Consider the following 13089-nt stretch of genomic DNA (forward strand, 5'->3'; position numbering starts at 1 on the left):
GCCTACGGGATAAACCAATAAAAATCGCCAGTGTAACCGTTATCTCGGAAAAACTGTTTCCAGTCATCCACATGCATAATGGTCTTAGCTGTCAGTGCCCACTCCATCATGCGTTCCTTTTCTTCATCGTTACGGTAGGCATCGACGGTAATAAAAGATTTGCCACGACTGACGCGCTCGATTTCACGCAGTGCCATGGCACATTCCTTTTCTTCCAGGTTGTGAATGGTGTTGATTGACATCACCACATCAAAGCTGTTGTCTTCATAGGGCAGCGTTTTGGCATTGCCTAAAGTCAGTAGTTCTTTGACTTCTGCTTTGGCATTTTCCAGGGCATATTGAGAAATATCCAGTCCACGTAATGTCATACCCGGGATCATCTGCTGCAGGTCGTACAGCATAAAGCCTTTTGCACATCCCACATCCAGCAGGCTAGAACTTTCATTGAGGCCGAAATGCGCCTTGAGATCCGGTACAACAGGCTGCCAAAAACGCGGGAAGTAACTAAAGCCACCGTAACCATAGGTACGGTCACCATCAAAAAAGTCTTTGCCATATTGTCTGGCAATTTCGCGATCTGCTTCGGTGATCACGTTGGCACGGCCCTTAGTATCGCGCTTGGACTTGGGATAATTTTTTAGTAGGTCGATTTCTTGTCCTAACATGGGGATCTCACGCTTTATGAATGTAGTCATGGGGTAATGTGCTTAGCTCGCTCTGGTACTGTTTGACCCAGGCGATGGTGCGCTCCAGGCCGTTTTCCAACGAGACTTGATCCTGCCAGTGGAGTTCTGAGCGGACTTTGTTGCTGTCAAGCAGGTATGCTGCGTCTTTGCCGAGGCGATCCTCAGTGACAGCACAGACTTGTTCAAAAGGTACTTGCAGCATATCGCAGATCAGCTCAACCAAGGCGCGAATGGTGATCATGCGTTCGGTAGAGATATGATACGTCTCACCCAATGTGCCTTGAGTACCAATCCTCAGCGTCGCGTCTGATACGTCATCAATGTGGATAAACGAGCGGGTTGAATGACCACCGCCATGCAGAGGTAATACCTTACCGAGCAGCGCAAACAAAATGGTTCTGGGGATGATGCGATACAGTTGCTGACCTTCACCATACACATTTGCTGCGCGGGTAAATAATACTGGGAATTGGTAGACATCAAAAAAGGTATGCAAGCTCATGTCTGCCGCAGCACGCGACACCGCATAAGGGGTGCTGGGCTGGTAGTTACGATGCTCTTTCACCAGACCTTCGCAGCTCCCGTACACTTCAGGTGTGGAGATATGTACGTATTTGTCCAGATGATCCAAGTCTTTTAGCTGATTATGAAGCTTTATGGTTGAAACCGCATTGGTCATAAACCAGTGTTCCGGATATTGCCAGCTTTGTCCCACCATGCTCTGCGCTGCAAAGTTATAGACAGTACTGACTTTATGGCGCTTGATCAGCGCCATAATATCGTCCAACTGGTGGTTCAGATCGAGCTGATGAAAATCAGGCTGGTTAGCCTGCCATTTGTAGGGCAGCAGAGCGGTGTGTGGTTCTGCTGAACGACTGACAGCCAGTACTGAATGTTCTTGTTTTAGTAAATGGGCGCAAAAAGACGCGCCCGAAAAGGAGTTACTACCGAGTACAAGGATTGGCGCATTAGCCATGGTTGAGCTCCTGAAAAAGGGCTTTCATTAGAATGTGTCCGATCACCACCTGGGTATCTTCAGAGATCTGCATGTCCTGAATCGCAAAATGAAATGCCTGGTCGAGCAATGGTTTGGCTTTACCGCCATCAAATCCAAGAATTCCGACAGTATGCATACCCAAAGCCTGGGCTTGCTCAATGGCACGGATGATGTTGCCTGAATTGCCACTGCCAGATAGCACCAGCAGCACATCCAGTGCTGATGCTTTAACCTTGAGCTGGTGAGCAAAAATGTTGTCGTAGCCGATGTCATTGCCAAGACAGGTCAACACTGAACTGTTTGCTGCCAGTGCTTCCACTTTCAGCGCATTACCCTCAGGGTGAACACCAAATGTAAAGTCGTTTGCAAGGTGGATCGCATTAGCGGCTGACCCTCCGTTGCCGCACAAATACAAGGTACCGCCTTTGGCTTTCATGTCCAGCAAAGTGCTGACTAGCTGCTTGACAGCATTACCATCTAGTTGCGTCAGCACCCGACTCAACGTGTGGATATAGTCTTCGGTCAGGGCGACAATGGGATCCCGACGTGGGATAGGGGCGACGATGCCTTGTTGCTTACTCATAATACTTCTCGCTGCATCCATTTAAGGTTGTAGAAGCGATCTTCATTTTTTAACTGACCTGCGCGATAGGCAGCAATCAATTCTTCAATTGCCGTTGCGACATTCTTAGTCGGCTTAAAGCCCGTCGCCAGCAGTTTATCTGAGTTGATGCGATAACATCTCGGGTCGTTTGATGGTGTCACTTCAATCTCACAGTCAATCTGAGCTTTGACCATGTTGGCAATGTCCATAATGGAGATATTCTCAAATCCGGCATTGAAAACACCGCTGGTTTTTTCTGGGTGTTCCAGCATATAAATGTACAGGTCTGTGATATCGTCGATGTGGATGTTTGGTCGTACCTGGGCACCACCAAATACGGTGATCTTGCCATTCTCAAGGGCCTGCATCGTCAACATATTGACGGATACATCCAGGCGTTGACGGGGAGATAAGCCACAAACTGTTGCAGGACGGACAATTTGTACGGCCATATCATCGGTATAGCTCAGCAATACACGCTCGGCGACCATCTTGGTTTTGTTATATTCTGAGATGGGTTCCAAGGTTAAGTCTTCAGTGACCTGGGCTTCATCTTTGACGCCGTAAACACTGCCCGAGGAAGCATAGATGAATTGTTTGATACCGGCGCGTTTGGCTTTGTCAGCCAGTTGCATTGTGGCCAGTGCACTGACTTCCCAGGTCAGTTTAGGATCGAGGTCACCGCAGGGATCATTGGCAATCGAGGCCAGATGAATGATGCTATCTACACCGTCAAGCTCAATGTCTGAGGTGTGGCGCACATCACCTTTTATCACGGTCAGGTTTTCATGTTCAGGCAGGAAATTACCAAACCACTGGGTGTCCAGCGCGATAACCTGATAGCCTTTGGCGAGCAGCTTGGGTACTAATACCGTGCCCTTATACCCGGTGGCACCGGTCACTAGAATTGATTTTTCTGACACTGTTTTTTTTCTCATAATGGGTTACTTTGTTTGGCGATGGCATATAGCACGATTTCATTGCAGAAATCGCCATGAGCATATAGGTGAAATGAGTAGTCTTGGTGGAGCTGCTCAATTAGCTCGGCAATTTGCCAGAGGTGCTCTGGATGATGGTACACCGATATAGCCAAGTTGGGTTGGAAGTCAGCAATGATCTTTGATGAACCTTTTAAAGCTTCGATTTCGGCACCTTCAACATCCATTTTGATAAAATTGGGCTTTATTCCGTAGCATACATCATCGATTTTTGAAACTGTCATCATATTAGTGTTAGAGGCTGACGCGTCGCATACTTTGCTCTGATCTCCTTGTGAACTGAAATGAAGAGTCGTGCTTTCTGACCATACCCCTGACAGTAGAGTAATGGTGCGCGGATAGTGAGCGTTACTTTGCTTAATTCTTGCCTGAAGCTTCTCAAAGTTATTGACATCAGGTTCGAAACAGACAATGGAGTCAAACTCTATATCATGATTTCTTGTCACTTCAGTAGCAAGTTGCAAAGTATCACCGCTAAATGCCCCACAATCGACCATTCTAAGCGGAGTCTTTACTAGGCCTTTTTCGAGCAGCTCTGTTGGAAAATACTGTGTTCGAAAGTCATTTTCTAAATACGTTGCGTTACTGGGATTACGCCTGAATTGTCGTATTTTCCTAAGGCATTGCTTACTTTGTTCGGAAGTTAACTTCGATTCCAGCCAGTCAAGTTTGTCTGAATCTTCTTTTTCACTGTTGATGAGGGTTTTCTTTGTGGATAGATCGAAGAAAGCATCGAATATATAGCTATACTCTGTCATAACCTCATTGAGATTTAAGCACTTATTGTAGCCTTTTTCTACCAGCTGAGATTTAACCTGTTGACTAAAACAAGAGATTGAAACTAGCACAGTATCATCGCTTGGTGATATTTCTTCGGGCTTGTAGATTGGTGTATCTCGGTAAAACTTTTCAGATGTATAAAGGTCGAGGAAAAAGAGCACTTGATCGCCGTTTTCAATTATAGCGTCATGAATAACTCTACCGTTTCCTCCAGCCCCATAAATAATATATTCCACCTCAGCTCCTAAACGACTTTTTGGTCTACATGGCTATTAATATCGGTCAGTTCCGGTTTTTCCTTTAGCATTTTTTTTAGTTCACTGTATGAGAACTCTAACTTGTTTGCGAATTCGGAATAGATAGCTTTAATCGCTTTATAGTCATCAAGCTCGTCGAGCGTTAACCGCCAGTGGCTAAGTGATTCCCCTTCAGCAAATGAATATGTAGACACAGATAAAAACTTCGCCATACCCAAAGTAACATGCTCTCTGTCTTCTTTTGAAGTAGCAAGTTTTTGAGTATGCTCTAATAATTTAAACGAAAATGCACAGCAATCCAGCCCTCTGGGGTAGCCGCTATGAGGTCCCAGATTGACAATGTCAAATTGTTTTTCAAGATGTTTTTCAATTACTTTTAGACAAAGCTCGTTATCTATTAAAGGGCAATCGCTTGTGATGCGAACTATAGTGGTATTTTTGTCTGCGCCATGAAACTTAGCCGCTTCATAGTATCTAGACAAGACATCATCAGTATCACCTCGATAGGTTTTTACATCGAGCTTATCGCAAAGCTCAATGATTGGTTGCTCGCTACCATCGTTTGTTGTTGCCACTATGATGTAGGGGCGTAGCTGGGAAAGGCGATCAAGTACGACTTGTAAAACAGTACTATCACACAAAGGCAGCATTACTTTGCCGGGCAAACGGGTTGAGGTCATTCTTGCCTGAATAATGATCTGAACTTTATTCATTGAAGTCATTGTTATCATTGTAATTGAGATCAATATAGCAAATGATTACACTCAAAGACAGAGACAAAGTGGCGGTGAAGCGCGCGAACCTATTGACTTTGGACAATGTTTACTCATTTTTTCAAAAAGGGCGCACTTTTTGCTTAATTTGATAGAGATGCCAGTGTAAAACAAGAAGGCGCACAGTGAATTTTCAGAAACAGATTACCATAGCAGGTGACCAAGTCGGCCATGACCAACCTTGCTACATCATCGCAGAGATGTCTGCTAATCATGGCCAATCATTAAGTAAGGCCAAAGAGCTGGTGTATGCCGCAAAAGAAGCCGGTGCGAATGCCATAAAGCTACAAACCTACACTGCAGACACCTTAACTATGGACTGCAAGCTGCCGCATTTTGAGGCAACTGGCCCCTGGCAGGGTCAATATTTGTATGACCTCTACAAAGGGGCCTATATGCCCTGGGATTTTCATGCTGAGCTGTTTGAGTTAGCTGAAAAAATTGGTATCACCTGCTTTTCTTCACCGTTTGATAAAACCGCAGTCGACCTGCTGGCTCAACTGAATGCGCCGGCCTATAAAATTGCCTCACCAGAACTGATTGATCATCAACTTATCCGTGATGTGGCAGCCACCAACAAGCCGGTGATCATGTCAACGGGCGGCGCTACTCTGGTAGAGATTGCCGAGGCGGTGAAAGTGGCCGAGGAAGCGGGAGTTAAAGAGCTTTGCCTGATGAAATGTACCAGCACCTATCCTGCTCCGGCCGACAGTATTAACCTGCGCACCATACCGCATATGCGAGAGGCATTTGGTTGTCCTGTTGGGTTGTCTGATCATACGCTGGGAAATGATGTTCCGCTGGCTTCAGTGGCGGTCGGTGCCTGTATGATTGAAAAGCATTTTGTGATGAGCAAAGAGGATAACACCGCAGACAGTTTCTTCTCAATGACGCCGGATGACCTGGCTGCTTTAGTGCATGGCGTTCGGCAAATTGAGCTGGCAATGGGGCGGGTTCATTATCCAAGCGAGGCGTCGAAAGCCCGCCGCTGTGTGTATATCGTCAAAGATATCAAAGCGGGAGAGCAGATCACGCCAGAGCATGTTGCACAGATGCGCCCTGGTGGCGGAGAAATTATGCCCAAATCCTTACCGGATGTTATTGGCCGTACAGTCAACAAGGCGCTACTGCGTGGCATGCAACTAAGCTGGGGGGACTTGCTATGAGTGTACAACGCGACGCGGTACTGGCTCTGCTAAAGGAGTTCTTTGAAGCTCGTGCAGTGGTGGTCAGCGAGGCTGATTTTGAGTCTTTCGATTTTATCGCCGCCGGTGTGCTGGACTCCTTTGAGGTGTTGTCGATGATTATGCACATCGAAGCGCATTTTGGCTTGTCAGTCCCACCCGAACTGCTGCTGGATACGCGCAATGCACAAGTGGGGCGTTTTGCGGATGCCATAGTGGCGCTGGCATGATAGCCATTCGTGTAGACACGCGCTGTGGCCTGGGTCACTTTATGCGTATGAAGTGGCTGGCTAAAGCGTTGCTCGAGCAGCAACAACGGGTGATGATGCTGGTGGATGCGGATACCGTGCCAGCGCGTTTTTATGGCGATCTGGACATCGAGTTAGTCGAAGTGCCGCAACAACCAGATACCGTCAGTGATGCCCGCTTTGCCCTGGATGCCCTTGCACAGCGAGGAGAAACCGCCAGCCGCTGGGTGGTCGATGGTTATGGTTTTGACGTGCCATGGGAACAACTAATTCGGCAAACCGGGGCGCCCTTGTTGGCCATGGATGATTTAGCCCGGACGCATGTGGCCGACCTGGTGGTAGATGCCAAATGGCAGGGGGCACAAACTGCTGTACGTTACGATGGCAAACTTGCTCAGCACAGCCAAACCTTATTGGGCCCCGATTATTGTATTCTGGCACCCGAGTACAGCCAACCAATAGCTGACGTGCGCGATGGCGGGCTGTTATTTTCACTGGGCGGAGGCGGAGACTGGCATGTGCCTGCGCAATGGGTTTCCCGCCTGCTTGATTCGCCGCCCGCCGGACTGGAAAGTACGCCGATACAGGTGGTGATAGGGCCCAAAGCCACGAACACCGAGCTGCTATATACACTGGCTGCGCAACACAGCCGCTTAGTTTTGATTGAACAGGCAACCAGTTTGGTTAGCCTCTATCAGCGCTGTGGCTTTTTTGTCGGCGCGCTGGGCACATCTTTGTACGAACTGGCCGCGACACACACGCCAGCGCTGAGCTTTAGCCTGGCATCCAACCAGGATAATGCATTGGCCGATCTGGAAGCGCTGGGGCATTACCTACATATTCCCGACTTGCTGGCGCAAGATACGCACAAAGTGACCGAGCTAATTACAACTTTGTACAATGAGCGCAAACGTGTGCAACAACTTTGTACACAAGCGGCGATTAAGGTGGACGGGCTAGGCGCGCAGCGTATTGCCGCTGCATTGTTAAATGGAACCGGTGCAGGGTTGAGCGCACTCAGCGACGTCAATGAACAGCCACCCATCGGCTGGACACTGGCGGGTAACTTGCGATTGCTGCCGGTGACAGATATGCATATCAACCGTTATCTCAGTGCCCGTAACCGCAGTGATAACGCCTGGCGTATGACCATTACCGAGCGAATTAATGAAGTAGATCATTATCGCTGGTGGTTCCGGCAAACACGCGACTCATTTGTGCTGTTGCAGGACGATGAACCGCTACTCTATGTCTGGCACCAATGTACCACAATAGATGGACAGGCCTATCTGTTTGGTGGTTGGTTTGCAGCCAGTGACGCGGTTAACTTTGTCCATGCTCAGCTCATTTTGCAGTGGCAGCTGACACTCACCGCTGAGGCTTTCCCTGATGCCGTCTGGGTGGCGGTGATCAACAAACAAAATCGATTTGTGAACCTGCTCAATGAGCGGGCGGGCTTTGTGGCCCTGGCAGAAGGTGAGCCCGGTTATAAAGCTGTGCAGCAGCTCTTTCCTGGTGCCAGCCACCAGGACTTTAACTTTGTCGCCAAATACCCAATGAGGACAGACTGTGAGTAATATCTATCAAATTTTTGCGCAGCATGTGCAGTCTCAGCCAGATAAGGTCGCTTTGGTGTTTGAGCAACACACAGTGAGTTATCAGGCGCTGAATACCAAAGTATTGAAGCTGTGTACCCATTTTTACCGCTTAGGGTTACAGCCTGGTCAGCGGGTAGCCTTATTTGCGCCGAACGGCCTGGAATACCCGATTGTGATGCTTGCAGCGGCACGCCTCGGCCTTGCCATTGTGCCGCTACCCATCAGCCTGAAGGGCGATGCGCTGTCGGTGGCGTTAAAGAAAACCCCCGTTGCAGCGGTAATAGCCTGGCCTTCTATCGGGCGAACGCTGTTGGCAGATGCAGTCATAGAGCCAGCTAACCTGCTCAGCCTCTCACAACCTGTGGCTGATGAGCCGTGCTGGCAGGATATTATGTCAGAGGAGTTGCCCGCACAGGCGATAAATATCCCTGAGCCACAGGTGGATATTAACGCGCCTTTTATACTCACTATGACATCCGGTTCAACCGGTCAGCCTAAACCCATCGTGCTGAGCCAGCAATGTAAAATCAGTCGTGCGTTTGACGCCACTATTCGCTATTACGGATTAACTTCGGATGAGGTCGTGCTGGTTGCTACACCGCTTTATCATTCGCTGGCCCAGCGCGGAGTGTTGATGCCGCTGATGCTGGGGGCAACCAGTGTGATCCTGCCCAAATTTACTTTGCCCAAATGGCTGGAAGCCATCAAAACGCATCAAGTCAGTTTTTTATTTGCCGTATCAGCTCAATTAGAAAGCTTGCTCAGCAGTGACGAAGAAATGGACCTGAGCTCGCTGCGCTGTGTGGTGTCGTCGTCTGCAGTGCTCGCCGGAGAATCTAAACAGGCGTTGCTAAAAAAGCTACCTTGTCGCTTGCATGAATGTTATGGCGCCTCTGAAGTGGGCGTAGTTAGTGATTTTTGTGTCAGCGAACGACGCGATAAAAATGGTGCTGTCGGCGCGGCTTTGCCTTTTGTTCAGGTTAAAATCTTGGATAAAGAAAGGCGTACTTTGGATGTCGGTGAAGTGGGTGAGATTGCCTGTCAGACGACAACCGGGTTCAGTGGCTATTTGAAAATGCTGCAGCAGACGCAAGATGCTTATGACTCTGAAGGGTATTTTCTTACGGGCGACTTGGGATATCTGGATGAAGACGGCTTTTTGTATTACGTCGGACGTAAAAAAGAGGTGATCTCCAGCGGGGGCATCAATATCTTTCCCCAGGATATTGAGGCTGTCATTAAGAAGCACCCCAAAGTCATTGATTGTGTTGCTTTTGGTTGCGCAGACAGGCAGCTGGGCGAATATATCAAAGTGGTTTATGAGCAGCTGGGAGATTTGGATATTAGCCGCGAGCTGCGGTTGCTGTGTTTGGCAGAGCTGACGGACTACCAGCAACCACGTGTGCTTGAGTGCCTCAGTGCACTTCCCAGAAACCCAATGGGCAAAGTGCTGCGAAACGACGTAAAAATGCGTTACTCAGATGCGTGAAAGGAGTGTCAGGAAGAAACCTGACACCACCCGTGTTGTTCACTAGAAGTGACCGCCGCTTCAAACAACGCGAGCCCTGCCTGAGCCTGAGCAAAGCCAAATACATATTCATTTTTGGGCGCGATACCTGCCTGATAGGCCGTCAGACCCTGATGAATATCTGTGTACAAGTTCGCAAACGCTTCGACAAATCCGGTTGGGTGTCCTGGCTTCATACGGTTGTAACGAAACTGGTGGGCGTACTGGCACTGACCTGCGCGGTCCAGTATCTCCCTTCTGCCGTCACTAAATTGCAGTTGTAGCTCGTCAGGGTTGAGCTGTACCCAGGTAGCACTGCCGGCCGTACCATATACTCTGATTTGCAAGCCATTACGATGACCGATGGCGGTTTTTGACATCCACATGCTGCCGTTTATCCCGTCAGGGTATTTAAGCAGCATTTGCACATCGTCAATCAATCCCGGATAGTCAGAGTGATTAGCAAACTGGGCGCAGGTCTCTGTTGGCTCCCGCTCTAGTAAATAACTCGACAAGTGATGTAAATGCACGCCCAAATCAAGGCAGATAGTCGGCACCTGGTAATCCTGCAGTCGCCACGCCTGCGGCTTAGCAGGTTTACCGGCAATATCCGGCGGACGTTTAAAGCCTTCCTGCGGCATTTCCAGATGAATTTTTTGGATCTGGCCTAGCTTACCCTGAGTAATAATGTGTTTGAGTTCACGGACCATAGCATAGCCACTGTAGTTGTAAGTCACCGCCAGGAAGTGTGTCGCCGGGTCATACACTTTGGCCAAGGCTTGTGTCTCAGCGGTTCCACAGACCAAAGACTTTTCGCAAATGATCGGAATATTTTCATTCAGTAGTGCTGTCAGTACATCTAAGTGATGAGGGGTAGGGGTGAGAACCACCACCGCGTCTATCTGGTCTTTTTCCTGTTCGATAAGCGTGTGCCAGTCACTGTAGGTGCGCTCAGAGGCGATACCCCATTGTTGTGCGGTCGCTGTATTGGTATCCCGATCACGACTGAAGGCACCAGCCACCACTTTGAAACGATTATCCAGTTGTGCAGCACTAAAGTGCACGTAGCCGACGGCCGAATTCACGCCTCCGCCGATAAAAGCAAGGTGTAAGGGCTTGGTTGTCATGGCTGCTACTCCTTCAGTGCAGAGTGAGTTTTTTGCCAAGCGCTGAGCAGCTGGCAAAGGGTATCGACGACATGTTGCTGTTGCGCTGTCGTTAAAGACGGAAACAGTGGCAAAGTAATCGCACTGTGATAATAGGCTTCGCTAGATGGGCAATAGCCGGGCTCGAATCCTAATTGTTGATAATAAGGCTGCAAATAAATAGGAATATAGTGCACATGAGCAAATACCCCTTGCGCTCGTAACTGAGTAACAAGATACTCATGCAATTGTTCAGTGCTATGTGCAACTCTCACTACATACAAATGATAAGCACTGTATTGGTTATCGGATTGGCATAACGGAGTGACCCCTTCAACTTTTGCAAACAAGGCATCATAGTGTTGTGCAAGCTTGTTGCGAGTAGCAACAAACTGGTCAAGTTGTGCTAACTGACTCAGACCCAGCGCAGCATGCAGGTCCGTCATGCGATAGTTGAATCCCAGCGCTTGTTGCTGATAATACCAGGGGCCATGGCTTGGCTCAGTTAGTAAAGAGGGATCCGCCGTGATACCGTGGCTGCGTAGTGAGCGCATGCGTTGTGCAAGTTGCTCATTTTGCGTCACAGCCATCCCGCCTTCGGCCGAGGTAATAATTTTAACCGGGTGAAAGCTGAATACACAAATATCTGAATAGTCACAGTGGCCAACAGGCTTATCCTGATAGCGCCCGCCAATGGCATGGGACGCATCTTCGATGATTTTAAAGCCATATTGGTTGGCGAGCTTTGCGATAGCTGCCATATCGCAAGACTGCCCAGCAAAGTGGACGGGGATAATTACATTGGGTAGTTTATCGATTGCCTGGGCGCGTTTCAGTTTGTCTTGCAGAGCACTGATACACACGTTACCTGTTGCGGCATCAATGTCTATAAAATCTACTGAAGCGCCACAATACAAGGCGCAATTTGATGAAGCCACGAAAGAATTTGGTACCGTCCAGACCAAACTATCCGCTGTGACATCCAGTGCCATACAGGCAATGTGCAAAGCAGATGTTGCGCTATTCACTGCCACAGCATGTGCTGCCTGACAGTATTGTGCGACGGCCTGTTCAAATTGCGGTACGACCGGACCCTGAGTCAGAAAATCAGACTGCAATACCGCTACAACAGCATCTATATCTTGTTGTGCGATACTCTGCTTGCCATACGGGATCATCTTATCCTCCGGGCAACTTAAGCTAATGCCTGAGCATTAAAGGCCCGAATCTGCTCCACAGACAGGTACTCGGGATTGCTCAGTGAGTTATATTCGAAGCCCGGCGCAACGGGATGACCTTTTTCTCCAAGTGCATTGACATCAAAGTCGTTGCTCCGGCTACTGAATTTTATGCCGGGCGCAATTACAAAATGGTCATCAAATTCAAAAGTGTCAAAACACAAATCTTCCGGGCACATCACTTCATGTAGCTTTTCGCCCGGGCGTATACCGATGATTTTGTGTGGCAATTGGGGGGCCATCGCAGTTGCTAAATCCGTAATGCGTATTGATGGTATCTTGGGAACAAAAATTTCCCCGCCTAGCATACGTTCAAAATTTTTGAGTACGAAGTCGACGCCCTGCTGGAGGCTGATCCAGAAACGGGTCATATCGGCATGGGTAATAGGGATATGGTTGCAGCCTTCATCGATAAAACGTTGAAATACAGGGACAACCGAGCCTCGAGAGCATACAACGTTACCATACCGCACGACAGAGAATAAGGTTTTATGGCCGCCTGCGATATTATTTGCTGCAACAAACAGTTTGTCGGAAGCCAGCTTGGTTGCACCGTAAAGGTTTATTGGGTTGGCGGCTTTATCTGTGGATAATGCAATGACCTTCTCGACGTTATTGTCCAGTGCTGCCTCGATCACGTTTTCGGCCCCATTGATATTGGTCTTGATGCATTCCATGGGGTTATATTCAGCAGCCGGTACTTGTTTTAGTGCTGCGGCATGAATCACATAATCGACGCCTTGCATGGCACGGTAGAGGCGGCTTTTGTCCCGAACGTCACCGATAAAGTAACGCATACAGGGAGCGTTGAATACCTGTTGCATCTCAAACTGTTTAAGCTCATCACGAGAAAACACAATGATTTTCTTTGGCTTATAACGAGTCAATAGAGTGTTGACGTACTTTTTTCCGAAAGAGCCAGTTCCGCCTGTGATGAGAATAGTTTTGTTATCAAACATAAAGCCAACCTAAAGGTGCATTGAATTCTTTACAGTATAGAAAAAGGTATGACTGCAAGAAAGTGCATAACTAAAGATAAAAAAGTGATTACTCAACACTTTATATCAGTTATTG

The 13089-nt window shown here is 48.3% G+C and carries 13 protein-coding genes; 4 read left to right on the top strand and 9 right to left on the bottom strand.

Features of this window, described 5'->3' with window-relative positions; genetic code table 11:
• Nucleotides 1-2: 2 nt before the first annotated feature.
• The 6 genes from CWB98_RS18715 to CWB98_RS18740 are packed head-to-tail and all read right to left on the bottom strand — an operon-like array spanning nt 3 to nt 5035.
• The gene (locus CWB98_RS18715; RefSeq protein ID WP_249364722.1) at nt 3-695 is read right to left on the bottom strand and encodes a class I SAM-dependent methyltransferase; all 693 of its coding nucleotides are present in this window, start codon (nt 693-695) and stop codon (nt 3-5) included.
• Nucleotides 673-1662: a GDP-mannose 4,6-dehydratase gene (locus tag CWB98_RS18720; RefSeq protein WP_138546230.1), complete on the bottom strand. Its 990-nt coding sequence runs from the start codon at nt 1660-1662 to the stop codon at nt 673-675. Before CWB98_RS18720 ends, CWB98_RS18715 begins: the two co-directional genes overlap by 23 nt.
• Entirely contained in the window at nt 1655-2266 is a 612-nt protein-coding gene (locus CWB98_RS18725) for an SIS domain-containing protein (RefSeq protein WP_138546231.1), read from the bottom strand. The genes CWB98_RS18720 and CWB98_RS18725 overlap by 8 nt, the downstream gene beginning before the upstream one ends.
• Nucleotides 2263-3225, bottom strand: coding sequence for an NAD-dependent epimerase/dehydratase family protein (locus CWB98_RS18730; protein ID WP_138546232.1), 963 nt, complete (start codon nt 3223-3225; stop codon nt 2263-2265). Before CWB98_RS18730 ends, CWB98_RS18725 begins: the two co-directional genes overlap by 4 nt.
• Nucleotides 3222-4301 (bottom strand): FkbM family methyltransferase, encoded by a 1080-nt coding sequence (locus CWB98_RS18735; protein WP_138546233.1) that lies wholly within the window; start codon nt 4299-4301, stop codon nt 3222-3224. The genes CWB98_RS18730 and CWB98_RS18735 overlap by 4 nt, the downstream gene beginning before the upstream one ends.
• An 8-nt stretch (nt 4302-4309) precedes the next feature.
• Nucleotides 4310-5035: a cytidylyltransferase domain-containing protein gene (locus tag CWB98_RS18740; protein ID WP_138546234.1), complete on the bottom strand. Its 726-nt coding sequence runs from the start codon at nt 5033-5035 to the stop codon at nt 4310-4312.
• Nucleotides 5036-5220: 185 nt separating this feature from the next.
• Between CWB98_RS18740 and pseI the strand changes: the two genes are divergently transcribed.
• The 4 genes from pseI to CWB98_RS18760 are packed head-to-tail and all read left to right on the top strand — an operon-like array spanning nt 5221 to nt 9614.
• Nucleotides 5221-6261 carry a pseudaminic acid synthase gene (gene pseI / locus CWB98_RS18745; RefSeq protein ID WP_138546235.1) on the top strand — a complete coding sequence of 347 codons (1041 nt, stop codon included), beginning with the start codon at nt 5221-5223 and terminating at the stop codon, nt 6259-6261.
• Nucleotides 6258-6509: a phosphopantetheine-binding protein gene (locus CWB98_RS18750; protein WP_046003928.1), complete on the top strand. Its 252-nt coding sequence runs from the start codon at nt 6258-6260 to the stop codon at nt 6507-6509. Before pseI ends, CWB98_RS18750 begins: the two co-directional genes overlap by 4 nt.
• Nucleotides 6506-8104 carry a pseudaminic acid biosynthesis protein PseG gene (locus CWB98_RS18755; protein ID WP_138546236.1) on the top strand — a complete coding sequence of 533 codons (1599 nt, stop codon included), beginning with the start codon at nt 6506-6508 and terminating at the stop codon, nt 8102-8104. The genes CWB98_RS18750 and CWB98_RS18755 overlap by 4 nt, the downstream gene beginning before the upstream one ends.
• On the top strand, nt 8097-9614 hold the full coding sequence (locus CWB98_RS18760; protein ID WP_138546237.1) for a class I adenylate-forming enzyme family protein: 1518 nt from the start codon (nt 8097-8099) through the stop codon (nt 9612-9614). Before CWB98_RS18755 ends, CWB98_RS18760 begins: the two co-directional genes overlap by 8 nt.
• An 8-nt stretch (nt 9615-9622) precedes the next feature.
• Here the strand turns inward: CWB98_RS18760 and CWB98_RS18765 are convergent, their stop codons facing one another.
• The 3 genes from CWB98_RS18765 to pseB are packed head-to-tail and all read right to left on the bottom strand — an operon-like array spanning nt 9623 to nt 12974.
• Nucleotides 9623-10759, bottom strand: coding sequence for a Gfo/Idh/MocA family protein (locus CWB98_RS18765; protein WP_138546238.1), 1137 nt, complete (start codon nt 10757-10759; stop codon nt 9623-9625).
• Between the two features lie 5 nt (nt 10760-10764).
• Nucleotides 10765-11955, bottom strand: a complete 1191-nt coding sequence (gene pseC, locus CWB98_RS18770; RefSeq protein ID WP_138546239.1) for a UDP-4-amino-4,6-dideoxy-N-acetyl-beta-L-altrosamine transaminase — start codon at nt 11953-11955, stop codon at nt 10765-10767.
• Nucleotides 11956-11972: 17 nt separating this feature from the next.
• Nucleotides 11973-12974 carry a UDP-N-acetylglucosamine 4,6-dehydratase (inverting) gene (gene pseB, locus CWB98_RS18775; RefSeq protein ID WP_138546240.1) on the bottom strand — a complete coding sequence of 334 codons (1002 nt, stop codon included), beginning with the start codon at nt 12972-12974 and terminating at the stop codon, nt 11973-11975.
• Between the last annotated feature and the right edge of the window lie 115 nt (nt 12975-13089).

The organism is Pseudoalteromonas rubra (genome assembly GCF_005887115.1).
Taxonomy (GTDB): Bacteria; Pseudomonadota; Gammaproteobacteria; order Enterobacterales; family Alteromonadaceae; genus Pseudoalteromonas; species Pseudoalteromonas rubra_F.